Source organism: Streptomyces sp. NPDC048442 (assembly GCF_040651475.1).
Lineage (GTDB): Bacteria > Actinomycetota > Actinomycetes > Streptomycetales > Streptomycetaceae > Streptomyces.
In genome coordinates, this window is record NZ_JBEZKB010000010.1 from 115219 (window position 1) to 138837 (window position 23619).

Consider the following 23619-nt stretch of genomic DNA (forward strand, 5'->3'; position numbering starts at 1 on the left):
CTTTACTCAGTTCCCGCTTTGGGGGCCGAAGGAGGCAGGATATTCACCATGTCCAACTCCTCCCCCTCAGACCACACCCCTCCGACGCCCGCCCCGGGCACGCCGATGGCCGCGAGCCCGCTCACCCGGGCCGTCCTGGAGATCGACGAGTACATGTCCGGCATCGGCTGGGACAAGCCCGCCCGGCTGTTCGCGCTGGTCGACACCGCGAAGCTGCGCAAGCAGGAGCCGGGGCTCGCCTCGCAGCTCGGGATCGACGCGGCGCAGGCTGCCGGGTTCACGCCGATCGAGCAGGAGGAGATTCCGCGCGGCAAGGCGCTGGACGAGTTCCTCGGCACGATCGCCTGGCCCGCCTCGGTGACGGGCTGCGCCCTCACGGTGGAGCGCCTGATGCTGCCGCCGTCCGCCGAGGCGTCCGTACCGGAAGGCCTCAAGGGGGCCCAGCTGACCAAGTGGGTCGCCGGGCACCCGGACCGGCAGGAGGTACGGATGACGGTGGCGGTGCTGCGCGCGGGGGCCCGCGAATCGGCGATCCGGCTGCGCGAGAAGGACTCGCCGAACGAGGTGCTGACGGGGCCCGACCTGGTGCCGGGACTGGCCGAGGCGCTGGCGGCGACGTTCGAGGCGTAACGCCTCTATGAGGTGGCGGTGACGGTCAGCCTGTCGTGCACTTCGGCAGGCCGGCCGCGTCTCCCTTGCGGATGCCGTCCATCGCCTTGATCGCGTCGTCGATGGTGTCGACCTTGACGAGGGTGAGCCCGTCAGGGACGTCGGCGGCGGCCGTCGCGCAGTTGTCCTTGGGCGTCAGGAAGTACTCGGCCCCCGCCTTGCGCGCGCCGACCGTTTTCATCTGGATGCCACCGATCGGGCCGACCTTGCCCTTCTCGTCGATGGTGCCCGTACCGGCGACGAATTTCCCGCCCGTCATGTCGCCCGCGGTCAGCTTGTCGACGATGCCCAGGGAGAACATCAGGCCCGCGCTGGGGCCGCCCACGTCGGCCAGCTTGATGTCGATGGTGAACGGGAAGGTGTGGTCGGTCCCGGCCTGGATGCCGACGATCGGCCGCCCGTTGTCCCCGGCCTGCTTCGTGGTGACGACGATCTTCTCGGTGCTGGTGGGCTCCTTGTGCGCCTTCTCCGCGGCCTCGGCGTCCTTGGCCGGTACGACGGTGAAGACGACCGGGTCGCCGGGCTTCCGCCGGGTCACGAGCTTGGAGACGTCCCCCGGCTCCCCGACCTTCTTGCCGTCCACCTCGCGGATGACGTCCCCCGCGTGCAGCTTCCCCTCGGCGGGGGTGTCCTTGACGACGCTCGCGACCACCACGCGCGTGGCGACGGGGATCTTCAGCGCCTTGAGTGCGGCGACCTTCGCGCTCTCCTGGGACTGGCTGAACTCCTCGGCGTTCTCCTGGGTCGACTGCTCCTCGGTCTTGCCGTCCGGGTAGAGCGTGTTGTGCGGCACCACGATGCTGTCGTGCGCCAGCCAGCCGTAGACCGCCTCGACCAGGTTCATCGAGTAGTCGGCGCCGGTGACCCGGACCGTCGTCATGTTGAGGTGACCGGTCGTCGGGTACGTCTTGCGGCCGGAGATCTGGAGAACCGGCTCGCCGCCGGCCTGCCCGAGGGTGTTCACCGTCGGTCCCGGGGACATTGCCGAGTACGGCACTTTGAAGAGGACGCCCACGCAGAGGAGCGCGATCAGGACGAGGGTGGAGGCGAGCATCGTCGCAGTGCGGCGTGGCATGGAACGACAGTACGGGAAGGCTTTGCGGGTGCACCGCTGGGGCCGGTCCGTACGGGGCGCGGGGGCTTCAGCGCCGTGCGCGCGTCAGACGGCGTCGGAACCGGAATGCGACTTCTGCATGGCTTCGCGGAACTTCTCGTAACCCGCGAGTTCGGCGACATCGCCGGTAGTGCGATTACGGGCGGCCCAACTTCCCCATATCGCAGCCCCGACAGCTGCGAAAAGCGGAATCAGCAACCAGGCAAGTGCAGCCATTCCGACCTCCCGACCCAATGAGCGACCGCTGAACAATCCGAGCGATCGCAGCCAGCCGATCAGCAGATTAACCATCCGCTGCTTCAACGCTCGGGCCAGGGGTCGGGTTACGCAAATCGGGGCGGTTGACAGCAGAGGCGTTTAACCGGGTTTAGCCACCTAAAAGCCCCCTTGCTTCCAGCAGGATCCCCACCGCCCTTCAGCAGGCCCCGACCCATTCTTCAGTCCCGTCCGAGAATTTCTGCTGCTTCCAGATCGGGACCTCGTGCTTGAGGTCGTCAATCAGCATGCGACAGGCGTCGAAGGCCTCCGCGCGGTGCGGGCAGGAGACGGCCACCACGACCGCCAGGTCGCCCACCGCGAGGTCGCCCACCCGGTGGACGGCCGCGAGTGCCCGCACGGGGTGGTGGGCGACGACCTTCTCGGCGACGCGGCGCATCTCCGCCTCGGCCGTGGGGTGGCAGGAGTAGCCCAGGGCGTCGACGTCGGCGCCCCCGTCGTGGTTGCGGACGGTGCCGACGAACAGGGCCGTTCCGCCCGCCGCGTCCTCGCCGACGACCCGGAAGACCTCGTCGAGGGAGAGCGGGGTGTCGCGGATCGCGAGCAGCCGGATCGGGTCCTGGGCCGCCTGTTCGCCCGGATGGGTGTTCGGGGTGCTGGGTGTGCCTGCCATGGGACCCATCGTGCCGTACGGCACCGACAACGGGGAACTGCGCGTTCGACCGGCACGCGCGCGTGCCGTATGGAGCCTCCTACAGGCGTACCGGCCGATGCTGCCGTACGGGCTTGCCGTGCGTCCTGCCGTACAGGCTGCCGTGCGCCCTGCCGTACGGGCTGTCGTGCGTGCTGTCGTGCGGGCTCAGATGCGCCGGCGTGCCTTGCGGGCGCGGCGCACCAGGGCGGCCGTGCCGAGCAGCGCGACCGTCGCCCCCGCGGCGCCCGCCGCCGTCGCATCTTTGCGGCCGAGGCGGCGGCCCGCGAGGGTGTGCCGTCCCGCGACCTCCTCAAGGAGCTGGGCGAGGACCTCCTCGTTGGTCCACCGCGGCCGCCAGCCCGCGTCGTGCAGCCGCGAGACGCTGACCACCCAGGGGTGCATCGTGTACGCGAGATCGCCCGCCGGGGACGGGGTGAGGCCGATGCGGTGCAGCCGGGCGGCGGCGCCCAGGGCGATCGCGGAGGGCAGTTCCATCCGGCGGATACCGCTGAGCTCCTCGACCTCCTCCTGCTCAAGCCAGCCGTCGCAGCCGACCGCGAGCTCGCCCTCGACCTTCTCCAGGGCTGCGTACTCCAGTGCGCTGACCAGGTCCTCCACGTGGCAGAACTGCCAGGTGGGGCGGGATCCGGCGGCCACGAGCAGGCGGGGCGACTCGAAGTAGCGGGTCAGTGCCGTGTCCGTACCGCCGACCAGGACGGCCGGGCGTACGACGGTGACGTTGAGGCCCGGGTGGGCGCGGGGGGCGCGGCGGCCGAGCCGCTCGACCTCCAGGAGGTCGCCGACGCCGGTGGCCTCGGCGGTGGCGCGCAGCTCGGCGTCCTCGGAGAGCGGGATGTCGTTGTCCGGCAGGGCGCCGTAGACCATGGCGGAGGTGCACAGGACGACCCGGTGCACCCCGGCGGCAGCGGCGGCGGTGAGCACCGTCTGCGTACCGCGCACGTTGTACGCCGTACGGGCCGCGGGGTCCGTCTCCAGGTCGAGGTCGAGCGCGAGGTGCACGACGACGTCGGCGCCGCGCAGTTTCTCGGCGATGGCGGGGTCGCGGACGTCGAGGACGTGCCACTGCGCCTCAGCGACGTCGCCGCGCCGCTCGTCGATCGCAACGACCTGCTTGATCTCCTCCGACTCCGCCAGTCTGCGAGTCAGCAGGGCTCCGACACCGGACGCGGCACCGGTGACCGCGACCACGGGGCCCCGCGCTGCGGGGGTTGAGCGGTTTCGCGCTGCGCGAACCTTGGAATCTGTTGCGCGAACCTGCGGATCTGGGGAACTCACCGGGCGTCTCCAGCGGTTGTCTTCAGTACGTACGCGAGTTGGCGCGTACGGACCAGGTGGCGTCCATCCTGCCGCAGGCCCCGAGTCCGCGGAGCACCGAGACCGGAATCAAGTTCCGGTGTCTACGCTGGGTGGTGATGTCGGGCAGCCGCCGTCGGCACGAGCCGGCGGCCCTACGAGCCGAGGAAACCCGTGAGTGACACCCCATTCGGATTCGGCCTTCCGCCGGAGGAGCCGGAGGACGGCGACGGCAAGAAGAAGGACCCTGCCGGTGGTGGGCAGGGTTCCGGCGGTGACGCGTCGAACCCCTTCGCGGGGTTCGGCGCCATGCCGGGCATGGGCGGGGCCGGGGGTGACAACCCCTTCGCCGCGATGTTCGGCTCCATGAACCCGAACGACCTGGGTGCCGCCTTCCAGCAGCTCGGCCAGATGCTGAGCTATGAGGGCGGTCCCGTGAACTGGGACATGGCCAAGGACATCGCCCGCCAGACCGTCGCGCAGGGCACATCCGACGGCACCAAGGACTCCAGCGTGAGCCCGGGAGAGCGCTCCGCCGTCGAGGAGGCCGTGCGCCTCGCCGACCACTGGCTGGACGGCGTGACCTCGCTGCCCTCCGGTGCGACGACCTCGGTGGCGTGGAGCCGCGCGGAGTGGGTCGAGGCGACCCTGCCCGCGTGGAAGCAGCTGGTGGACCCGGTCGCGGAGCGGGTCGGCGCGGCCATGGGCGACGTACTGCCCGAGGAGATGCAGGCCATGGCGGGCCCGCTGATCGGCATGATGCGGTCCATGGGCGGCGCCATGTTCGGCCAGCAGATCGGTCAGGCCGTCGGCGTGCTGGCGGGCGAGGTGGTCGGTTCGACCGACATCGGCCTGCCGCTGGGCCCGGTCGGCAAGGCGGCGCTGTTGCCGGTGAACATCGAGGCCTTCGGCAAGGACCTGGGCGTCGACGCGAACGAGGTACGGCTGTACCTGGCGCTGCGCGAGGCCGCCCACCAGCGGCTCTTCGCGCACGTGCCGTGGCTGCGCTCGCACCTGTTCGGCGCGGTCGAGGGCTATGCCCGCGGGATCACCGTGGACACCTCGAAGCTGGAGGAAGCGGTCGGCGGGCTCGACCCGTCCAACCCCGAGCAGCTTCAGGAGGCGCTCCAGCAGGGCATGTTCCAGCCCGAGGAGACTCCGGCACAGAAGGCCGCCCTGGCCCGCCTGGAGACGGCGCTCGCGCTCGTCGAGGGGTGGGTGGACGCGGTCGTGCACGAGGCCGCGAAGCCTCGTCTGACGTCCGCCGACGCCCTGCGCGAGACGCTGCGCAGGCGGCGTGCCTCGGGCGGTCCTGCGGAGCAGACGTTCGCGACGCTGGTGGGCATGCAGCTGCGTCCGCGCCGGCTGCGGGACGCCGCCCGGCTGTGGGCCTCGCTCACGGACGCGCGGGGCCACGAGGGCCGCGACGGGCTGTGGGAGCACCCGGACATGCTGCCGACGGCGGACGACCTGGACGACCCGGACGGGTTCGTGCACCGCGAGCAGATGGACTTCTCCGAGCTGGACAAGATGCTCGGCGAGGCGGCGGGAAAGCCGAACCTGAAGAAGGACGACGACGGCAAGGGTGACGACAAGGGCGACGAGGGCGCCAAGTGACCCTGCACGACGACGCGGTCCTCGTACTCAAGGGTTACGAGGACCAGGCCGACCTGCGGCAGCAGTACCTGGACCACCTCGCGGCGCACCCGGACGGGATGTGGAAGGCCTGTACGGCCGGACACCTCACAGCCAGTGCGCTGGTGATGGACCCGGAGCGCGGCCGGGTGCTGCTGACGCTGCACAAGAAGCTGAAGATGTGGCTCCAGATGGGCGGCCACTGCGAGCCGGGCGACGAGACGCTGGCGGACGCCGCGCTGCGGGAGGCGACCGAGGAGTCCGGCATCGCCGGTCTGACGCTGCTTCCGGTCGGCCCGGTCCGGCTGGACCGGCACCCGATTCCGGCCCCTTGCCACTGGCACCTGGACGTGCAGTACGCAGCGCTCGCCCCGGCCGGCGCGGTCGAGGCGATCAGCGACGAGTCCGACGACCTGCGCTGGTTCGACTACGCGGAGGTCACGGACGTGGCCGACGAGTCGGTCGTACGCCTGCTGGACCGGGTACGCGCGGCGCTGTGACGAGGGGGCGGCCTCCTTGGAGGCCGCCCCCTACCAGGGGCGCGGGGCTGTGTCTGTCTGCGGCTCCGCCGCGTGGGCACGACCAGGCACAGCACAACCGCAGGAAGCCAACGCCCCCTACCCCCGCCGCACGCTCAGTTCCACGCGTTGCCCTGGTTCTGCCCATGCGCCCCCTGCTGCCCCACCCCGTACTGGGCCGCCATACCCTGGCCGATCACCGCGTTCTGCGGCGGCATGACCTCGCTGGGCTGGACCAGGACGATGCCCTGGCCGAGGAAGCTGAGCTCCCAGCCCTCCCCTGTGTTGCCGCGCCTGCGCCGTACTCCCGAGGAGTGCGTCTGCGCCTGCATCTGCACCCGCAGCGACGCCGACCAGGCGACCACCGCGTCCGCGTCGGCGCTGATGTAGCGGTCGGGCGTGACCTGCATCATCAGCGGCTGCCCCGAGGTCATCAGGGCGACCTTGCCGCGGCCGGAGATGTTCATCTGGTACTTGCCGGAGCCGGAGATTCCGTACTGGCTGTCCACGGCGACGACCTCGGTGTGCAGCGCCGAGTCCAGTGCCAGGACGTAGCTGCTGTCGACGGTGAGGCCGTCCTGGTCGACGTCCACGACATGGACGTACTGGGCGAGGTTGGCGAGGAAGACGGTGCCCTGCCCGGAGCAGCGCATCAGGTCCAGGCCCTCGCCGGTGTTGGCGCGGGCTCGCTGTTGCTGCTGCGAGACGTACTCGCCGTCGAACTCCATCAGCCCCTGGTAGGCGACCATGCTGCCCTTGCGGGCCAGGACGTCGTCGTGGCCGGTCAGGGCGACTCGCAGGAGCTGCGGGTTCTGCGTGGTGTAGCGCTCGGCGGACTGCTGTTCCGTATAGCCGAAAAGCGGGCTCTGCATGATGTTCCGTATCCCCCTCAGTTCCTGATCCGCAGCCGGTCCGAGCTGTCCTCGCTGGGCTGTACGACGACGACGCCCTGGCCCGAGAAGGCCATTTGGTACGCCTCGCCGCTGCCCCGTCCGATCAGCGAGGACGCCTTGAAGCTGCGCTTTCCCTTCACCTTGAGGTTCGGGGACCACGCGACCAGGGCGTCCGGGTCGACGTACGTCTCGTCGTCGCCGCGTCCGCAGTCCACGACGATCGGGGTGCCTCTTGAGGTGAGGGCGACCCAGCCGGTGCCGGAGACCTTCACGTTCCACAGGCCCTGGCCGGCGAACTTGGCGAGGCCCTTGACGCGCTCGACGCCCCACTGGAGGGACGCGTCGAAGGCGAGCAGGTTGGTGCCGTTGACCGAGAGGGCGTCGTTGGTGAGGTTGATCACGACGACGTCCGCGCCGTAGTCGGCGAGGTAGAGCAGGCCGTCACCGGCGCACTTCATGAGCGGGGCGCCCTCGCCGGTGATCCACTGCGAGGCGATCTGGCGTACGGCAGGCGGGTTGGGCTCGTACTGGACGAAGCCTTCGTAGGCGACCATCGAGCCTGTACGCGCGTACAGGTCCTGGCCGGTGACCATGGCGATCTTGACCATGGACCGGCCGTGGTTCTCCATGCGGGCTGCGACGGGTGTCGGGGCGAAGCCCGCGAGTTGCTGGTTCATTCTTCGGGCTCCCTCAGACCTCGTACGGCTGGACGACGATGAAGTTCCCGGGGGCTCCCCGGAACTGGAGGTTCACTGTCTCTCCGCTGTGGCCGGGAAACGCCTGGCGGCGCAGCCTGACCTGACTGGAGAGGATCACCTGGGACGCCGCGGACCACGCGACGATGGCGTTGCTGTCCGCGAACGTGGTGGGCGTGACAGGCAGGACGACCGGGATGCCCTGGGTCTTCACCACGACGGTGCCGGTGCCGTGGAACATCATCGTGAAGAGCGCGCCGCCGGGGATGCCGTGGCCCTCGATGCGGCGGACCTCGTGCTGGAGGGTCTCGTCGAACGCGAGGACGTTCTCGGCGGAGACACAGATGCCGTCGCCCTGGAGCTCGATGGGGTGCAGGTGGGAGGCGTTCTCCGCGAAGAAGACCTGGCCCTGCCCGGTGCAGCGCATCAGCTGCATCTCCTGGCCGGTGGCGTTGCCGATGACGCGACCCTTGAAACCGGCGCCCTTGTAGCTGAAGTCGACCTTGCCCTGATACATCACCATGCTGCCCTGGCGGGCGAGCACGGGTGTGCCGTTGTTGCCGAGGTCGACCCGCATCAGCTGCTCGTTCTGCGGGGTCCAGCGCTGGCCGGTGGGCGTCTCGCGGTACTTCTGGAGGGCGGACTGGAGGCCGGGGGCGGTCTGCGGTACGCCCTGGGGGGCGCCTTGCGGAATCCCTTGCGGCGGCATGCCCTGCTGGCCGTACGGCTGGTGCTGCTGCTGTCCGTACTGCTGCGGCGGGGGCTGCTGGCCCGGCTGTTGTCCCGGCTGAGGCTGTCCCGGCTGAAGTTGTCCCGGCTGTTGTCCGTACGGGCCCGGGGCGGCCGGTGCTGCCGGCGGGTAGCCGTACTGGCCGCCCTGGCTCTGGCCCTGTCCCGGAACCTGCCCGTACTGCTGGGGCGGTTGGGGCGCTTGCGGTGCGTGCGGCGGCTGTCCGTACGGCTGTTGTGTGTGCAGCGGTGCGGCGATCGTCTGCGCGGCGTGCACCGGCGGGGCGGCGGGCGCGGGCGCCGGGGGCGGGGTGGCGCCCTGCGGCGGGGCGCCGAAGGACGGAGCGATCTGCTGCGGTACGGGCTGGGCGGGGCCGGCCTGGGCCGGCGGGGCGAACCCGGGGGCGCCGCCCTGCTGCGGTGCCGGGGCTGCGGGCTGCTCCTCCTCGGCGACCTCGCCGCCGAAGTTCTTCAGCAGCGCCTCCAGGCCGCCGTCGAAGCCCTGCCCGACGGCGGCGAAACGCCACACGTCCTTGAGGTAGAAGTCCCCGAGCATCACGGCGCGCTCGGTGGTGAACTCCGCTCCGGTGAAGGCGTACCGGACGACCTCTTCGCCTCCGGCGACCACCCTGATGTACCCGGGAGAGACCTGCGACATCTGCCCCGCACCGTCGAGCGTCGCGGTGAACGACAGCTTGTGGATGTGGGACGGGATGCGGTCCAGGGTGACGCGGAACGACTCTGTGTCACCGGCCTGCGCGCCCAGGAGCTGGATCGACTCCTCGGGCGATTTGGGCTGGTTGAAGAAGATGAAATAACGGTCGTCGGTCAGCTGCTCGTTGGCGTCGAGGCCGAAGCAGCTGATGTCGAAGGTCAGCCCGGGAGCACCGATCTGTACGCCTACGTACAGATCGGTCCCTGCTGTGAGGTCGCTGATCTTGGCCTTGTGGCCGCGCTGGAAGTCCCTGGCCATACGTACCGACCGTCCCCCGTTCCGAATTTGGATACGTCGCGTCCGAGGCTAACGGCAAACACTGACAGCGCGACAAGCCGGTACACAGTCGGTACAGACCGCCGCGGAAAGCCGTCGCCGCTCCGGGACGCGAGCGTCGGAACGCTACTCGCCGCGCGCCTTGGGGAGGTGCGGCAGGCGGTCGGCCGCGACCACCCCTTCGAGGTAGCCGCGGGCCCGCTCGGTGCGCGGGTACGCCTCCAGGAGCTGCCAGAAGGGGGCGCCGTGGCCGGGTACGAGCAGGTGGGCCAGCTCGTGGAGGAGCACGTAGTCGATGACGTACTCGGGCATCCCCTGCAGCCGGTGGGAGAGGCGGATGCTGCCCTCGGCGGGGGTGCAGGAGCCCCAGCGGGTGTTCTGATTGGTCACCCAGCGCACCGACGCGGGCTTCGCGCGTCCCCCGAAGTACTGGACGGAGAGCCGGCCGGCCCGCTCGGACAGGTCGTCGTCACCGAGGGTGCGTTTGTTCTCCTGTGCCGCGAGCTTGTCGAGCATCACACCCACCCAGCGCTGCTCCTCCGCCTCCGACATCCGGGCGGGGATGAGCACGATGGTGCGGCCACCCTCGCGGTAGGCGGAGACGGTACGGCTGCGCCGGGCGCTTCTGCGGACCTCGACGGCGAAGCGGGGGGACGGGTCGACTGACACGCCCCGACGTTACCCGCTGTGCGCGACGGAAGTCGTCCCTGTGGAGCGTTACGGCCGGAACACACGGGCGGGAGCCTCCGGTACGACTAACACCCGTACCTGTGGACAACTTTCGGCACCGATCCGGGCCGGCCTGCATTCTGAGATCGGCGCACAGAGCGACGAAGCGACCGCACTACGGAACGGGGGACGGGACATGCATCCGAGGGTGAAGCCCGCGCTGCGGCGGGCCTGGCGGGACCGGCAGAGCGTGCAATTCGGGGTGACGTCCGCGCACGCGGTGCTGGTGGGGCCGGTGGACACGGCGACCGGCAGCATGATCGAGCTGCTGGACGGGACGCGCGGCATGCCGCTGCTGCGGACCGAGGGCCGGGCGTTGGGGCTGCCGGACGGGCAGGTGGACACCCTGGTCGCCCGGCTGACGGCGGCGGGGCTGATCGACGACGTGACGGCGGGCGGGCCGGATGCGGACGCCCTGCGCGAGCGGGCCGGGGAGCTCGACCGGCTGCGGCCGGATCTGGCCTCGCTGACGGTGGTGCACCCGGAGCCAGGGGGCGGGGCGCGGCAGTTGGCGGCGCGGCGGGCGGCGCGGGTCCAGGTGCGCGGGGCGGGGCGGGTCGGCGCGACCGTCGCCTCGTTGCTCTCGGCTTCCGGCGTGGGCCGGGTGGACGTGTTGGACGGCGGCTGTGTGGAGCCGTGGGACGTGGCACCGGGCGGGGTGCCGGCCGAGTCCGTCGGTACGCGGCGAGACTCTGCGGCACGGCAGGCGGTACGCAGGGCGGCACCCGGCCGGCCGCTGCGGGAGGGGTCGAGGGCGGCGGAGTCCGCCGGTGAACCGGGGCTGTCGCTGGTGGTGGTGACTCCCCGGGACGGGCTGGACGCATACGCACCCGATCCGGCGTCCGCCGGGACCTGGGTCAGGTCCGGGATCCCCCACCTCTACGCGGGGGTGGTGGAGGCCACGGGGGTGGTGGGGCCGTTGGTACTGCCGGGCGGGAGCGCATGCGCCGGATGCATGGAGCGGGCACGGGCGGAGCTCGACCCCGGGTGGCCGAGGATGCTGGCGCAGTGGCGGTCCGGGCGCCGGGCGGGCGTTCCGGCCTGCGACATCGCTCTGGCCACCGCGGTGGCCGCTCTGGCCACCGCCCATGCGCTGTCCTTCCTGGACGGGGAGCTGCCGTCGACCACGGGTGCGCGATGGGAGGCCGCGCTGCCGCTCCTGGACTGGCGGTCGCAGCCGGTCGCCGCGCACCGCGAATGCGGCTGCGGTGCAGGTGGGGGGAGGGAAGGGGACACCGCTTCCAGGGACTTGAAGGCGCAGGACACAATGGCCGGGTAGGCGCCGTCGGAGGAGCACTGAGCAAAGCACTGTCGTCAGGGTTCGCGCGGCGCGGCTGTCTGGGATTTGGAGGGGCGCATGTCTGATCTTCCCCGGAAGGCGGTAACCCGTACCGCCAAGCTGGCCGCGTTGCCACTGGGCTTCGCCGGCCGGACCGCATGGGGCCTCGGCAAACGGATCGGCGGCAAGTCCGCGGAGATCGTCGGCCGGGAACTGCAACAGCGCACGGCGGAACAGCTCTTCAAGGTGCTGGGCGAGCTGAAGGGCGGGGCGATGAAGTTCGGGCAGGCGCTGTCCGTCTTCGAGTCCGCGCTGCCGGAGGAGATCGCCGGGCCGTACCGGGCGGCGCTGACGAAACTCCAGGAGGCGGCTCCGCCGATGCCCACCCGCACCGTGCACGGGGTGCTGGTGGAGCGGCTGGGCGAGGACTGGCGGGAGTTGTTCCAGGAGTTCGAGGACAAACCGGCGGCCGCCGCGTCGATCGGGCAGGTGCACCGTGCGGTGTGGCACGACGGGCGCGAGGTGGCCGTCAAGGTGCAGTACCCGGGGGCCGGCGAGGCACTGCTCTCGGACCTGAATCAACTGGGCCGGTTCGCGAAGCTGTTGGGGCCGCTGATACCGGGCATGGACATCAAGCCGCTGATCGCGGAGCTCCGCGACCGGGTGTCGGAGGAGCTGGACTACGAGCTGGAGGCGCGGGCCCAGCGGGAGCACGCGGCGGAGTTCGCGGACGATCCCGATGTGGTGGTCCCGGACGTGGTGCACCAGTGCGACCAAGTGCTGGTGACCGAGTGGATGGGCGGGACGCCTCTCTCCGAGGTGATAGCGGACGGGACGCAGGAACAGCGGGACCGGGCGGGGCAGTTGCTGGCCAGGTTCCTGTTCTCGGGCCCGGCCCGCACCGGGCTGCTGCACGCGGACCCGCACCCGGGCAACTTCCGGCTGCTGCCCCCGGATCCGGACGGGGCGCCGGGCGGCCCCCGGCGGCTCGGCGTGCTGGACTTCGGGACCGTGGACCGGCTGCCGGGCGGGCTGCCGGACACGATCGGCGAGGCGCTGCGGACGACGCTGGAGGGCGACGCCGACGCGGTGTACGGCATGTTGTGCCGCGAGGGGTTCGTCAAGGACGCCATCGAGCTGGACCCGGGGGCGGTGCTGGACTATCTGGTGCCGATCATCGAGCCGGCCTCGGCCGAGGAATTCACGTTCACCCGGAGCTGGCTGCGGCAGCAGGCGGGACGGATCGCCGATGTCCGCTCCCCCGCACACCAGTTGGGCAAGCAGCTCAATCTGCCGCCCTCCTATCTGCTGATCCACCGGGTCACGCTGAGCACCATCGGGGTGCTCTGTCAGCTGGGGGCGACGGTGCGGCTGCGCGAGGAGCTGGAGGAGTGGCTGCCGGGGTTCCGGGACACGTCCGGAGAGGAAGAGGAGCAGGCCGAGGCCAGGGCGGAGTAGCCGGGGCTGCAGCCGGGGCCGGGGCGGCGGCCGGAGCAGTAACCGGAGTCGGGGCTGCGGCCGGAGCTGGGGTCACCACCAGGAGGAGTCGAGGCGGCCTTCGATCGCTCTGAGGTTGGCTCGGGCACAGTCGACGCAGAAGTAGCGGCGGCTGCCGTTCTCGACGGAGCAGGTCCAGGTCGGCGGAGCGCCGCCCTGGGCGGGCGTGCCGCACTGTGCGCACACGACGGTCTCTTCGCCGTTCCCGGGGGCCGGTTGCGCGGGGCTGGAGTTCTGCGGGTCCACCTCGCGACGATAACCCCACTGGTGGGCGGAGGAACCCCAACGCACCGTGAACGCCCCGTGGGGCCGGCCCTGACGGACCGGCCCCACGGGGTTCTGTGCGTACTGCCACTGCCCTTGCGGGCACCTGCTCGTACTGCTTGCCTGCGGCGGTCTGCTAGTGCATGACCGCCATGGCCAGCGCGCGGCGGGCGCGGAGCGACACGCGCTCCGCGCGGCGCTGCATGCGCCGAGCGGCGACCAGGCGCACGGCCTGGCGTTCCGCGTCGGCTTCCCGCCGACGCTCTTGCATATGGGCACGAGCCATGGCTTCTGGGATGAGTTGCATCTCGCGGGTCCTGTTCTGACGCGAGGCGTGCGCGCCGATGGTGCTTGCGGTGGAGGTTGCGGAGCCGGACGGCTCGTACGCGGTGGGGGTCATCGGGTCCTGCTTCTGGGGATCGTGCGTGTGGGGGCGGTCAATGGGTCCTGTGCCGGTGATGTTCATGCTGCGACCGGGTTCTTGCGCGGACGGCCACGCGGACGCTTGCGGGCGACGACGACGCCCTGGACGAAGAGCTCGCCACCCCAGACGCCCCAGGGCTCGCGGCGCTCCTTGGCACCGGCGAGGCAGGCCTCGACCAGCGGGCAGGTGCGGCAGAGCGACTTGGCGTACTCGACATCGGCCGGGGACTCGGCGAAGAAGACCTCCGGGTCGTACGAACGGCAGGGGACGGGTACGCCGAGGTTCTCGATGGCGTCGTCGAGCGCGGTGAGCGCAGTGAGGGGAGTCAAGGTGGGGTCCTCCGTGAGACCGGGCGGCGGGATCGGGTGGGAAGTCGGTACGGACGGGGCGTGCGTGTCGAGTTGCACGGTGGTGGGTTCCTCGTCTGTTCGTTCCGGCCTGTTGGCCGAGTGGTGGTTGGTACCGGGTGTTGCTTGGTCCCGAGGCCCCTTCGTCCTGTCGTTCCGTTTCGGGAAAAACAGAAGGGCCGCGGATCCCTGGTGGGGTTCCGCGGCCCTGAAGGTGCCGGTCTGATCGTCGATCAGACTGGATCACTCCAGGGTTCGAGCCCACGGAAGGCCCACATCAGGTGGTGCTGCTGTGCTGTCTGCGTCTTCGATCCGGCACCGGTCGCTGCAAACGCGTAGGCCTTGGCCTGTGCCTTTGCTACTGCTGCTTCCGGTGCCTTGGTCGGTCGCTCATTGCTCTCCCGGACGGGGAGGCTCGCCAGGGCAGCCGGGCTGACGGCAGAGATGCCGGACAGACCGGTGCCGCGCAGCGAAGCGGTGGCGCCGAGCGAGACGACAGCAGAGAGCGAAGAGCCGAGGGTGCAGGTGGAGACGACAGAGCGATCGGTCATTTTGTTGAAGTTAATGAAGCTGGTCACTGGAATCGCCTCCTCTCGGCGTCTAGATGGTCCCGGCCGAGGCCGAGACACGCGTATTCGGATAAGTACAGCACAAAAACAGGGCTTCAGAGAAGAGCCGCTGTTCCCGTGGTTAAGAACCTATGGGGCTCCCGGGGAGAAGCGCAAACTATTTTTTCGACGAGTTTTCCTCAGTCTTCGCCCGCCCCCTCGCCGAGCTCCTGACCTGCGCAGAGGGCCAGGACGTCGGTTCCGTAGAGCCGCAGCTTGCGGGCGCCGACGCCGGCGATCCTGGCCAGGTCGCCCTCGGCGTCGGGCCTGGCCTCGGCGATCGCCATGAGGGTCTTGTCGGTGAAGACGCAGTACCCGGGCTGTCCGAGCTTCCCCGCCTGAGTCTCGCGCCAGTCGTGCAGCCGCTCGTACAGCCCCTCGTCCATGTCGGAGGGGCAGTCCTCGCAGCGCATCAGCTTCATCGCCCCGCCGTCGATGAGCGTCTTCCCGCACACCCGGCAGCGGATCGGCCCCCGGAAGGTGCGCACGGTGGTTCCGGGCGCGGCCACGGACGAGGTGGAGCCACCGCCCGCAGCCGTCCGGGCCACCTGGCTCCCGGAGCCGGGGCGCAGGCCTTTCAGGAAGCGGCTGGCCGTACGCGAGGGGCGTCCACCGGGAGAACGGGCCAGCGCCCAGGACAGGCTGAGGTGGACGCGGGCCCGGGTGACGCCGACGTACAGCAGCCGGCGCTCCTCCTCCACCTGCTCGTCGGTCTTCGCGTAGGTGATCGGCATCATGCCCTCGGTGAGGCCGACCAGGAACACGGCGTCCCACTCCAGGCCCTTCGCGGCGTGCAGCGAGGCGAGGGTGACGCCCTGGACGGTGGGCGCGTGCTGGGCGGTGGCCCGCTCCTCCAGTTCCTTGACCAGGTCGGCGAGGGTGGCCTGCAAGGTGGCCTTGGCGAAGTCCTCGGCGAGCCGGGCCAGTGCGGCGAGGGACTCCCAGCGGTCGCGGACCGCGCCGGAGCCCGCCGGGGGGGTCGGTTTCCAGCCACTGCCGCTGAGGATGGCGCGGACCTGGGCGGGCAGGCCCTCGACGCCGTCGAGCAGGGAGTCGTTGCGGCCGAACCGGGCCGCGCTGCGCAGGGCGGCGATCGCCTCGCGCACCTCGGGCCGCTCGAAGAACCGCTCGGCCCCGCGCAGCTGGTAGGGCACTCCCGCGTCGGCGAGGGCCTGCTCGTACACCTCGGACTGGGCGTTGATGCGGTACAGCACAGCGATCTCGCCGGCCGGGACTCCCGCAGCGATCAGGTCGCGGACGCGGCGGGCGGTGCCCTCGGCCTCGGCCGGTTCGTCGCCGTACTCCCGGAAGACGGGGGCGGGGCCCGGGTCGCGCTGCGAGATCAGTTCCAGGCGGTGCTCGGCGGCGCGGCCGGTGGCCGGGGCGAGGACGCCGTTGGCGAGGTGCACGACCTGGGGGGTGGAGCGGTAGTCGCGGATCAGCTTGACGACGGTCGCATCGGGGTGGCGGGTGCGGAAGTTCAGCAGGTGGTCGGGGGTGGCACCGGTGAAGGAGTAGATCGTCTGGTTGGCGTCGCCGACCACGCAGAGGCTTTCGCGCTCGCCGACCCACAGGTCGAGCAGCCGCTGCTGGAGCGGGCTGACGTCCTGGTACTCGTCGACGACGAAGTGCTGGTACTGGCGGCGGAACTCGTCGGCGATGAGGTGCTGGTCCTGCAGGATGCCGACGGTGAGCAGCAGCACGTCCTCGAAGTCGATGACCGAGCGCTCGCGCTTGAGCTGCTCGTACGACGCGTAGATCTGGCTGATTTCCGACGGGGTGCGGGGGGCTTCGCGGTGCGCCTTGGCGATTTCGGCAGGGTAGTCGCCGGGGACGATCTGGGTGACCTTGGCCCATTCGATCTCGGCGGTCACGTCGCGCAGCTCGCCCCGGTCGAGGCGGATGCCGAGGTGCCCGGCCGCTTCCGAGACCAGCTGGACCTTGCGCTCGACGAGGCGGGGCAGGTCGCCGCCGACGGCCTTGGGCCAGAAGTAGCGGAGCTGGCGCAGGGCGGCGGCGTGGAAGGTGCGGACCTGGACGCCGCCCGCGCCGAGCTGGCGGAGCCTTCCTCGCATCTCGCCCGCGGCGCGGGTGGTGAAGGTCACGGCGAGCATGCTGTTGGGTTCGTAGGTGCCGAGGCGCACTCCGTACGCGATGCGGTGGGTGATCGCGCGGGTCTTTCCCGTACCGGCCCCGGCGAGGACGCACACGGGGCCGTGCAGGGCGGTCGCGACCTCGCGCTGCTCGGGGTCGAGCCCGTCGAGCACCGCGTCGGCCGTCTCCGGAACCTGCGGGAAAAGGGAGGAGTGCGTTGCTGCTGTCACCCTGCCATGCTGCCAGGTCGGCAGGGACGGGTGCGGCGGTTGTCCACAGGGGGTGGGTGGCGGTCGTACTAATGCGGGAATGGTGGGCGGGTCGCGTACGTTCGATTCACTGGGAGTACGGATCAGTACGGATTACCCAGCGACTCAGAGGAGCAAGAGGGACATGTCGGGCACCGTGACGATGTACAGCACCACGTGGTGCGGCTACTGCCGCCGGCTCAAGGGCCAGATGGACCGCGAAGGAATCGCGTACAACGAGGTCAACATCGAGCACGACGCCGACTCGGCCGCGTTCGTGGAGAAGGCGAACGGCGGCAACCAGACCGTCCCGACGCTGCTCGTGGTGTCCCCGGCGGGCACCGAGTCGGTCATGACGAACCCGTCGCTGGCGCAGGTCAAGCAGGCGCTGGCCGCCGCCTGACCGTTTGCGCGCGTACGAGTTTCGCGCGTCGAGTTTCGCGCGTACGAGAACCGCCGCCCGGCACTGCATGCCGGGCGGCGGTTCTCTGCGTACGTACAGGAAAAGTCAGGCCGCGCGGCCCGGCTTCGGCAGGGGTTCGCCGTACCAGAGCTCGATCAGGCGGGCCGCGATCGAGATGCCGTACGGCGGGAGCACCTCGCCGGACTCGAAGGCGGCCGCGAGGTCCGCGCGGGAGAACCAGCGGGCCTCCTCGATCTCCTCGCCGTCGACGTTGATCTCGGAGCTGGTGGCGCGGGCCATGAAGCCGAGCATCAGGCTGGACGGGAACGGCCACGGCTGGCTGGCGACGTACTCGACGTCACCGACCACCACACCCGCTTCCTCGAAGACCTCGCGGGCCACCGACGTCTCGATGGACTCGCCCGGCTCCACGAAGCCCGCGAGTGTCGAGAAGCGGCCCTCGGGCCAGTGCACCTGGCGGCCGAGCAGCGCCCGGTCCTGGTCGTCGGTGACCAGCATGATCACCGCGGGGTCGGTGCGCGGGTAGTGCTCGGCGCCGCAGGCCTGGCAGCGGCGGATATGTCCGGCGGCGGCGATCACGGTGCGCTCGCCGCAGCGGGAGCAGAAGCGGTGCAGGCGCTGCCAGTTCTCCAGGGCGACCGCGTGCACCATCAGACCCGCGTCCCGGGGGGAGAGCAGCAGGCCCGCCTCGCGCAGACCGGCCGCGCGCGCGGACTGGTCCATGCGGCCCGGGAGGGTGTCCTTCTGGAGGGCGAAGTAGCTGACGCCGTCGTCGTCGGTGCCCAGGAAGTAGCGGTGGGTCTCGGTGACGGGGGCCTCGAAGGCCGGGGTCATGACCAGCTCGGTGCGGCCGTCGGGGGTGTCGTCGACCAGCGCCTGGCCGCCGGAGACGACGAAGACGCGGGTCGAGGGGTGGCTCCAGGCGGCGGCCAGCCAGGCCTCGTCCATGCGGTGGTGCGCGGCGCGGTCGATGCCGCTGGGGGCGGAGAGCGCGAGGGGGCGGTCGGAGTCCCCGATGGTGGTGGGGCTGCCCGTGCCGGCGGTATCCGTCGTGCCGCTGGTGCTGGTGGTGCTGCTGGTGTTCGTGGCGCCGGTGGTGCTCATGGTGACGTCGTTGTCGGTGCTGGTGCTCACAGGTGCTTCCAACTCCCCCGGGTGGATCGGGATTCTGTTCTGCTCAGCGATCGTTCTGCTCTGCTCAGTCGTGGTGCCGCTCTGCTCAGCGGTGGTGCCGCTCTGCTCAGCGGTTGTCCTGCGCGGCGAGATCGCCCCACAGGTACGCGGTCGTCTCGACGCCCTTGAGCAGCAGGTCCAGCTCGACCTTCTCGTTGGGCGCGTGCCAGCCGTCGGACGGTACGGAGATGCCCAGGAAGAGGACGGGTGCGCCGAGGACGTCCTGGAGGTCGGCGGCCGGTCCCGATCCGCCCTCGCGCGTGAAGCGGACCGGCTGCTCGAAGGCGCGGCCCATGGCCCGTACGACGGACTTCAGGGCGGGGTGGTCGAGCGGGGTGAGGCAGGGGCGGGTGGCGGCGCCAAAGGTGATCTCGTACCGGATTCCGGCCGGGACACGGGTGGCGATCCAGTCCCGCACCGCCTGCTCGATCTTGTCCGGGTCCTGTCCTGCGACGAGGCGGAACGACAGCTTCAGCTCGGCGGACGCGGGGACGATGGTCTTGCCGCCGGGGCCCTGGTAGCCGCCGCCGATGCCGTTGACCTCGGCGGTCGGGCGGGCCCAGATGCGCTCCAGCGTGGAGTATCCGGCTTCGCCGTGGGTGGCGTACGACTTGGCGGTGCTCAGCCACTTCGACTCGTCGAAGGGGAGCTCGGCGAAGAGGGCGCGCTCCTGGTCGGTGAGGGGGACGATGCCGTCGTAGAAGCCGGGGACGGTGATGTGGCCGTCCTCGTCGTGCAGGGCGGCGACCACGCGGGCGGCGACGGTCGCCGGGTTGGGCACGGCGCCGCCGAACGAACCGGAGTGGATGTCCTGGTCAGGGCCGCGGAAGGTGATCTCGCAGTCCGCGACGCCGCGCATGCCGGTGCAGACGGTCGGGGTGTCCTCGGACCACATGCCGGTGTCGGAGACGATCACGGTGTCGGCGGCGAGGCGCTCACGGCGTGCCTCGATGAGCGCGCGGAAGTGCGGCGAGCCGGACTCCTCCTCGCCCTCGATCAGCAGCTTGAGGTTGACGGCGGGGGCGGTGCGGCCGGTGGCGGCGAGGTGTGCGCGCACGCCGAGCGTGTGGAAGAACACCTGCCCCTTGTCGTCGGCGGCGCCCCGTCCGTACATCCGGCCGTCGATCGTCGTCGGCTCGAAGGGCTCCGTGTGCCAGCCGTCCTCGCGGGCGGCGGGCTGCACGTCGTGGTGCCCGTAGACCACGACCGTGGGGGCGTTCGGGTCGCCGGAGGGCCATTCGGCGAAGACCGCCGGGGCGCCGTCCGTGGGCCAGATCTCGGCGACCGGGAAGCCGGTCTCCTTGAGCTTGGCGGCCAGCCATTCGGCACTGCGCCGTACGTCCTCGGCGTGCTCGGGCTGGGCCGAGACGGAGGGGATGCGCAGCCACTCGGCCAGGTCGGCGAGGAAGGCGTCGCGGTGCTCTTCGATGTACATACGGACGGCGCTGTCCGGGGTGTCGCTCATGACCTTGAGCCTAACTCTCCGGCGGAGGTGCGGCGTCCGGCGTCCAGGTCGTGGGCCCTGTGGCCGGAGGCTCGCCGGAGAGGATGCGTTCCAGCTCCGGGCGGCCCGGGAGGCGGGTCGGGCGGACGGCCTCGCCGTTTCGTACGTACAGGAATGTGGCCAGAACCTCATCGGGGCGCAGCCCGTGCAGCTCGGCCCAGGCCAGTCGGTAGATGGCGAGCTGGAGGGGGTCGGCGGCCCGGGTCCGGCTCGTCTTCCAGTCGACGATCTCGTACGCGCCGGTGGCCTCGTCGCGGTAGACGGCGTCGATACGACCGCGGATCACGCGGCCCGCAAGGGTGAGATGGAACGGGGTCTCGGTGCGGTACGGGGTGCGGCGGGCGTACGCGGTGCGCTCGAAGGCCTCTTTGAGGGCGGCCAGATCGCGCTCGTCGGCGATCTCCGCGTCGTCCTCGTCGCCGCCGGGCAGCTCTTCGGGGCCGAGCATCGGGAGGGGGAGCTCCTCGAAGCGGGACTCCACCCAGGCGTGGAACCGGGTGCCGCGCCGGGCGGCGGGCTGCGGCGGCCTGGGCATGGGGCGGGCCAGCTCCTGGGCGAAGCCGTCGGGGTCCGCGGCGAGGCGCATCAGCTGGGTGGCGGAGAGGGCGGGCGGGACGGGGACGTCGCGGGTGGTGGCCCGGGAGCGCCTCAGCTCTTCGGAGAGGGCGTCGAGATCACGGTCCCAGGAGTCGACGGCACGGGACTCTTCGGGCGTGAGGGGCGCCCTGGGCGCGGGGGCCGCGAGCTCCGGGGGCGGTGGGCCGGAAGGGTCCGGATGTTCGCGTGCGGGTACGGCTTCGTGGCCCGGGGCCGGGGCGGCGGGGGTGTCGTGCTGCGGTGCACCGGGGTCCGGGCGCCGGGTCGAGAGCGCGTCCCAGTCCGCGGCTTCCTCCGCGGCCGCCGCCTCGGCCTCCTCCGTGTCGTCGGGGGCGGCCCACTCCTCGGGGTCGTCGGGGGCGGCCCACTCCTCGGGATCGTCGGGGGCCTCGGCCGGGATCCAGCCGTCCCAGGCCGCCGGTTCCGGCGACGGCGGGGGCTGCGGGGTGTCCCGGAGGGCGGCCAGGTGGGCGCGGACCGTGCCGGCCGCGTGCCGGCGGCGGGTCAGGGCCTCGTCGTCGAGCGGAAGCGGCCAGGCGCGGTCGGTGGCCGGCTCCTGGAGGGCGGGATTCTCCTCGTCCTCCGCCGGACGGTCCGCCCACGCCTCGATCTCGCCGAAGCCCGCCGCGCAGTGCTCGTACAGCACGGTGAGGAAGTCGGAGGGGCCGCGCGGCTTCTTCTGGGAGGGGCCCCACCAGTGTCCCGAGCCGAGCAGCAGGCTGCGGGGGCGGGTGAACGTGACGTATCCGAGGCGGAGTTCCTCGGTGTGCTGGTGGTCCTTCATCCGGTCCTTGAAGAGCTTCATGCCCTTGGTGTCCCACTCCGCCACGTCGGGGAGGGTCTGCGCGTCGCCGCGCAGGGCGTGCGGGAGGACCTTGGCCTGGGAGGTCCAGGAGTCGCGGGTCTGCTCGCTGGGGAAGGTGCCCTTGACCAGGCCGGGAGCGGCGACCACGTCCCACTCCAGGCCCTTGGACTTGTGCGCGGTGAGGACCTTCACCGTGTTCTCCCCGCCGGGCAGTGCGTGGTCCATGCCCTTCTCGTACTGGGCGGCCGTGTGCAGGAAGCCGAGGAAGGCGAGCAGGGTCGCCTCGCCGTCCAGGGAGGCGAAACCGGCCGCGGTGTCGAGGAAGCTGTTGAGGGTTTCGCGGCGGCGGGCGGCCAGTGCCCGCGGGGAGGCGGAGAGTTCGACTTCGAGGCCGGTGGTGTGCAGGACGCGGTGCAGGACGTCCATGAGGGGGTCGGCGAGGGAGCGGCGCAGGTCGCGCAGTTCGAGGGCGAGGTGGGCGAACCGTACCCGGGCGTCCGCCGAGAACGGCAGCCCGTCGTCCGCTTCGCCCGCCGACTCCAGGAAGGTGTCGAGGGCGTCGGCGAGCGATATCACCTCGGACGGGTCGACCCCCTCGACGGCCTCCGCCAGCCTGCGGTCGGGGTCGTCGTCGGCGCCGCTCCCCCGGTGCACGAGCAGCCGTGCGCGACGGCCGAGCAGTGCCAGGTCGCGGGGGCCGATGCGCCAGCGGGGGCCGGTGAGCAGCCGTACGAGGGAGGCGTTGGCGCCCGGGTCCTGAAGGACTTCGCAGACCGCGACGAGGTCGGCGACCTCGGGCAGGTGCAGCAGCCCGGACAGGCCGACGACCTCGACGGGGATGCCGCGGGCGACCAGGGCCGCCTGGATCGCGGGGAAGTCGCCCGCCGTGCGGCACAGGACGGCGATGTCCTGGGGTTCCCTGCCCGTGCGCACGAGGTGGGCGAGGGAGTCGGCGATCCAGTCGATCTCCTCCTCGTGCGTACGGAGCAAGGCGCAGCGGACGGTGCCGTCGCGCTCCGCGCCGGGGGCGGGGCGCAGGGCCTCGACGCCGCGATGCATGGCGCGCAGGGGGGTGGCCAGGCCGTTGGCGAGGTCGAGCAGGCGGCCGCCGCTGCGGCGGTTCTCGCTGAGCGAGTAGCGGGCGGCGGGGCTGCCGTCCTCGTGCGCGAAGTGCTCGGGGAAGTCGTCGAGGTTGGCGACGGAGGCGCCGCGCCAGCCGTAGATCGACTGGCAGGGGTCGCCGACCGCGGTCACCGGATGCCCGGTGCCCCCACCGAACAGCCCCGAGAGCAGCAGCCGCTGGGCCACCGAGGTGTCCTGGTACTCGTCGAGCAGGACCACCCGGAACTCGCCGCGCAGCGCCGCGCTCACCTCGGGCAGGGCGGCGAGCCTGGCGGAGAGCGCGATCTGGTCGCCGAAGTCGAGGAGGTCGCGGCTGCTCTTCTGCTCCCGGTAACGGACGGTCAGTTCGAGGAGTTCCCGGCGGGCTTCGGCGGCCTCGGGGACCTTGCGCAGGTCGGCGTTGGAGAGCTTGATGCCTTCCAGGGTGCGCAGCAGCTCCGTGTCGTACGCCCGGAGGGTCTGCGGCGTGACGAGGTGCTCGGCGAGCTCCGCGTCCAGGGCGAGGACGTCGCTGACCAGGCTGGCGAAGGACCTGGTGAGGGCCGGATACGGGCCGGGGGCCTCGCGCAGGACTCGGGCGGCAAGCTGGAAGCGGGTGGCGTCGGCGAGGAGGCGGGCGGACGGTTCGAGGCCGATGCGCAGGCCGTGGTCGGTGAGGAGCTGCCCGGCGAAGGCGTGGTAGGTGGAGATGCGGGGCTCGCCGGGGGGATTGTCGGGGTCGATGGCGTCCGGGTCGGTGATCCCGGCGCCGATCAGGGCCTTGCGGACGCGCTCGGCGAGCTCGCCGGCCGCCTTGTTGGTGAAGGTGAGGCCGAGGACCTGCTCGGGGGCGACCTGGCCGGTCCCCACCAGCCAGACCACGCGGGCGGCCATCACCGTTGTCTTGCCCGACCCGGCCCCGGCCACGATGACCTGCGGGGCGGTGGGTGCCGTGATGCACGCCAGCTGCTCCGGGGTGAACGGGATGCCGAGGAGCTGCTTGAGCTGCTCGGGGTCGGTGATTGTGGTGGTCACCTCGAAAAGGCTATCCGGGACC

Annotated in this window: 22 protein-coding genes; 6 read left to right on the forward strand and 16 right to left on the reverse strand. The window is 71.3% G+C overall.

Features of this window, described 5'->3' with window-relative positions; all coding sequences use genetic code 11:
* Positions 1-48 precede the first annotated feature (48 nt).
* The gene (locus AB0D18_RS17570; protein WP_362418532.1) at positions 49-630 is read left to right on the forward strand and encodes a PPA1309 family protein; all 582 of its coding nucleotides are present in this window, start codon (positions 49-51) and stop codon (positions 628-630) included.
* Positions 631-655: 25 nt separating this feature from the next.
* Here AB0D18_RS17570 and AB0D18_RS17575 read toward each other — a convergent pair whose 3' ends face one another.
* The 4 genes from AB0D18_RS17575 to AB0D18_RS17590 form a co-directional block, all read right to left on the reverse strand.
* Positions 656-1744, reverse strand: a complete 1089-nt coding sequence (locus AB0D18_RS17575; RefSeq protein WP_362418535.1) for a PDZ domain-containing protein — start codon at positions 1742-1744, stop codon at positions 656-658.
* A gap of 84 nt (positions 1745-1828) precedes the next feature.
* On the reverse strand, positions 1829-1999 hold the full coding sequence (locus AB0D18_RS17580) for a hypothetical protein (RefSeq protein ID WP_362418538.1): 171 nt from the start codon (positions 1997-1999) through the stop codon (positions 1829-1831).
* Between the two features lie 199 nt (positions 2000-2198).
* Entirely contained in the window at positions 2199-2672 is a 474-nt protein-coding gene (locus AB0D18_RS17585) for a molybdenum cofactor biosynthesis protein MoaE (RefSeq protein WP_362418541.1), read from the reverse strand.
* 186 nt (positions 2673-2858) lie between these two features.
* Complete coding sequence (locus tag AB0D18_RS17590) at positions 2859-3989, reverse strand: SDR family oxidoreductase (protein WP_362418544.1); 1131 nt, start codon at positions 3987-3989, stop codon at positions 2859-2861.
* Between the two features lie 192 nt (positions 3990-4181).
* On the opposite strand from AB0D18_RS17590, the gene AB0D18_RS17595 reads away from it, so the two are divergent.
* Together AB0D18_RS17595 and AB0D18_RS17600 are read left to right on the forward strand one after the other, a co-directional pair.
* The gene (locus AB0D18_RS17595; RefSeq protein WP_362418547.1) at positions 4182-5624 is read left to right on the forward strand and encodes a zinc-dependent metalloprotease; all 1443 of its coding nucleotides are present in this window, start codon (positions 4182-4184) and stop codon (positions 5622-5624) included.
* Complete coding sequence (locus tag AB0D18_RS17600; RefSeq protein ID WP_362418550.1) at positions 5621-6142, forward strand: NUDIX hydrolase; 522 nt, start codon at positions 5621-5623, stop codon at positions 6140-6142. Before AB0D18_RS17595 ends, AB0D18_RS17600 begins: the two co-directional genes overlap by 4 nt.
* Positions 6143-6276: 134 nt before the next feature.
* On the opposite strand, the gene AB0D18_RS17605 is transcribed toward AB0D18_RS17600, so the two are convergent.
* The 4 genes from AB0D18_RS17605 to AB0D18_RS17620 all read right to left on the reverse strand — a co-directional run bounded on the left by AB0D18_RS17605 (position 6277) and on the right by AB0D18_RS17620 (position 10137).
* Positions 6277-7032 (reverse strand): AIM24 family protein, encoded by a 756-nt coding sequence (locus AB0D18_RS17605; RefSeq protein WP_362418553.1) that lies wholly within the window; start codon positions 7030-7032, stop codon positions 6277-6279.
* Positions 7033-7049: 17 nt separating this feature from the next.
* The gene (locus AB0D18_RS17610; protein WP_362418556.1) at positions 7050-7730 is read right to left on the reverse strand and encodes an AIM24 family protein; all 681 of its coding nucleotides are present in this window, start codon (positions 7728-7730) and stop codon (positions 7050-7052) included.
* Between the two features lie 13 nt (positions 7731-7743).
* On the reverse strand, positions 7744-9450 hold the full coding sequence (locus AB0D18_RS17615) for a TerD family protein (RefSeq protein ID WP_362418559.1): 1707 nt from the start codon (positions 9448-9450) through the stop codon (positions 7744-7746).
* Positions 9451-9594: 144 nt separating this feature from the next.
* Entirely contained in the window at positions 9595-10137 is a 543-nt protein-coding gene (locus AB0D18_RS17620) for a SprT-like domain-containing protein (RefSeq protein WP_362418562.1), read from the reverse strand.
* Between the two features lie 196 nt (positions 10138-10333).
* On the opposite strand from AB0D18_RS17620, the gene AB0D18_RS17625 reads away from it, so the two are divergent.
* Both AB0D18_RS17625 and AB0D18_RS17630 read left to right on the forward strand, forming a co-directional pair.
* A complete protein-coding gene (locus AB0D18_RS17625; RefSeq protein ID WP_362418565.1) occupies positions 10334-11476 on the forward strand; it encodes a ThiF family adenylyltransferase in 1143 nt (380 codons plus the stop codon).
* A 78-nt stretch (positions 11477-11554) separates the two neighbouring features.
* Positions 11555-12934 carry an AarF/ABC1/UbiB kinase family protein gene (locus AB0D18_RS17630; RefSeq protein WP_362418568.1) on the forward strand — a complete coding sequence of 460 codons (1380 nt, stop codon included), beginning with the start codon at positions 11555-11557 and terminating at the stop codon, positions 12932-12934.
* A 72-nt stretch (positions 12935-13006) separates the two neighbouring features.
* On the opposite strand, the gene AB0D18_RS17635 is transcribed toward AB0D18_RS17630, so the two are convergent.
* The 5 genes from AB0D18_RS17635 to AB0D18_RS17655 form a co-directional block, all read right to left on the reverse strand.
* A complete protein-coding gene (locus tag AB0D18_RS17635; protein ID WP_362418943.1) occupies positions 13007-13219 on the reverse strand; it encodes a hypothetical protein in 213 nt (70 codons plus the stop codon).
* A gap of 154 nt (positions 13220-13373) precedes the next feature.
* Positions 13374-13703 carry a hypothetical protein gene (locus AB0D18_RS17640; protein ID WP_362418571.1) on the reverse strand — a complete coding sequence of 110 codons (330 nt, stop codon included), beginning with the start codon at positions 13701-13703 and terminating at the stop codon, positions 13374-13376.
* The gene (locus AB0D18_RS17645; RefSeq protein ID WP_362418574.1) at positions 13700-14068 is read right to left on the reverse strand and encodes a WhiB family transcriptional regulator; all 369 of its coding nucleotides are present in this window, start codon (positions 14066-14068) and stop codon (positions 13700-13702) included. Before AB0D18_RS17645 ends, AB0D18_RS17640 begins: the two co-directional genes overlap by 4 nt.
* 173 nt (positions 14069-14241) lie before the next feature.
* Positions 14242-14559 (reverse strand): hypothetical protein, encoded by a 318-nt coding sequence (locus AB0D18_RS17650; protein WP_362418918.1) that lies wholly within the window; start codon positions 14557-14559, stop codon positions 14242-14244.
* A 197-nt stretch (positions 14560-14756) separates the two neighbouring features.
* Positions 14757-16940 carry an ATP-dependent DNA helicase UvrD2 gene (locus AB0D18_RS17655; RefSeq protein ID WP_362418577.1) on the reverse strand — a complete coding sequence of 728 codons (2184 nt, stop codon included), beginning with the start codon at positions 16938-16940 and terminating at the stop codon, positions 14757-14759.
* A 163-nt stretch (positions 16941-17103) separates the two neighbouring features.
* Between AB0D18_RS17655 and AB0D18_RS17660 the strand changes: the two genes are divergently transcribed.
* A complete protein-coding gene (locus AB0D18_RS17660; RefSeq protein WP_362418580.1) occupies positions 17104-17361 on the forward strand; it encodes a glutaredoxin domain-containing protein in 258 nt (85 codons plus the stop codon).
* A gap of 105 nt (positions 17362-17466) precedes the next feature.
* On the opposite strand, the gene nudC is transcribed toward AB0D18_RS17660, so the two are convergent.
* The 3 genes from nudC to AB0D18_RS17675 form a co-directional block, all read right to left on the reverse strand.
* Positions 17467-18516: an NAD(+) diphosphatase gene (nudC, locus tag AB0D18_RS17665; protein WP_362418583.1), complete on the reverse strand. Its 1050-nt coding sequence runs from the start codon at positions 18514-18516 to the stop codon at positions 17467-17469.
* A 106-nt stretch (positions 18517-18622) separates the two neighbouring features.
* Complete coding sequence (locus AB0D18_RS17670) at positions 18623-20020, reverse strand: dipeptidase (RefSeq protein WP_362418586.1); 1398 nt, start codon at positions 20018-20020, stop codon at positions 18623-18625.
* A gap of 10 nt (positions 20021-20030) precedes the next feature.
* Positions 20031-23597 (reverse strand): UvrD-helicase domain-containing protein, encoded by a 3567-nt coding sequence (locus AB0D18_RS17675; RefSeq protein WP_362418589.1) that lies wholly within the window; start codon positions 23595-23597, stop codon positions 20031-20033.
* Between the last annotated feature and the right edge of the window lie 22 nt (positions 23598-23619).

Bases quoted from the DNA above. Each gene is read 5' to 3' on its own strand.
- AB0D18_RS17625 (WP_362418565.1), top strand. From the start codon at position 10,334: ATGCATCCGAGGGTGAAGCCCGCGCTGCGGCGGGCCTGGCGGGACCGG.
- AB0D18_RS17660 (WP_362418580.1), top strand. From the start codon at position 17,104: ATGTCGGGCACCGTGACGATGTACAGCACCACGTGGTGCGGCTACTGC.
- AB0D18_RS17585 (WP_362418541.1), bottom strand. From the start codon at position 2,672: ATGGCAGGCACACCCAGCACCCCGAACACCCATCCGGGCGAACAGGCG.
- AB0D18_RS17630 (WP_362418568.1), top strand. From the start codon at position 11,555: ATGTCTGATCTTCCCCGGAAGGCGGTAACCCGTACCGCCAAGCTGGCC.
- AB0D18_RS17640 (WP_362418571.1), bottom strand. From the start codon at position 13,703: ATGAACATCACCGGCACAGGACCCATTGACCGCCCCCACACGCACGAT.
- AB0D18_RS17580 (WP_362418538.1), bottom strand. From the start codon at position 1,999: ATGGCTGCACTTGCCTGGTTGCTGATTCCGCTTTTCGCAGCTGTCGGG.
- AB0D18_RS17570 (WP_362418532.1), top strand. From the start codon at position 49: ATGTCCAACTCCTCCCCCTCAGACCACACCCCTCCGACGCCCGCCCCG.
- AB0D18_RS17670 (WP_362418586.1), bottom strand. From the start codon at position 20,020: ATGAGCGACACCCCGGACAGCGCCGTCCGTATGTACATCGAAGAGCAC.
- AB0D18_RS17615 (WP_362418559.1), bottom strand. From the start codon at position 9,450: ATGGCCAGGGACTTCCAGCGCGGCCACAAGGCCAAGATCAGCGACCTC.
- AB0D18_RS17650 (WP_362418918.1), bottom strand. From the start codon at position 14,559: ATGACCGATCGCTCTGTCGTCTCCACCTGCACCCTCGGCTCTTCGCTC.
- AB0D18_RS17610 (WP_362418556.1), bottom strand. From the start codon at position 7,730: ATGAACCAGCAACTCGCGGGCTTCGCCCCGACACCCGTCGCAGCCCGC.
- AB0D18_RS17575 (WP_362418535.1), bottom strand. From the start codon at position 1,744: ATGCCACGCCGCACTGCGACGATGCTCGCCTCCACCCTCGTCCTGATC.
- AB0D18_RS17605 (WP_362418553.1), bottom strand. From the start codon at position 7,032: ATGCAGAGCCCGCTTTTCGGCTATACGGAACAGCAGTCCGCCGAGCGC.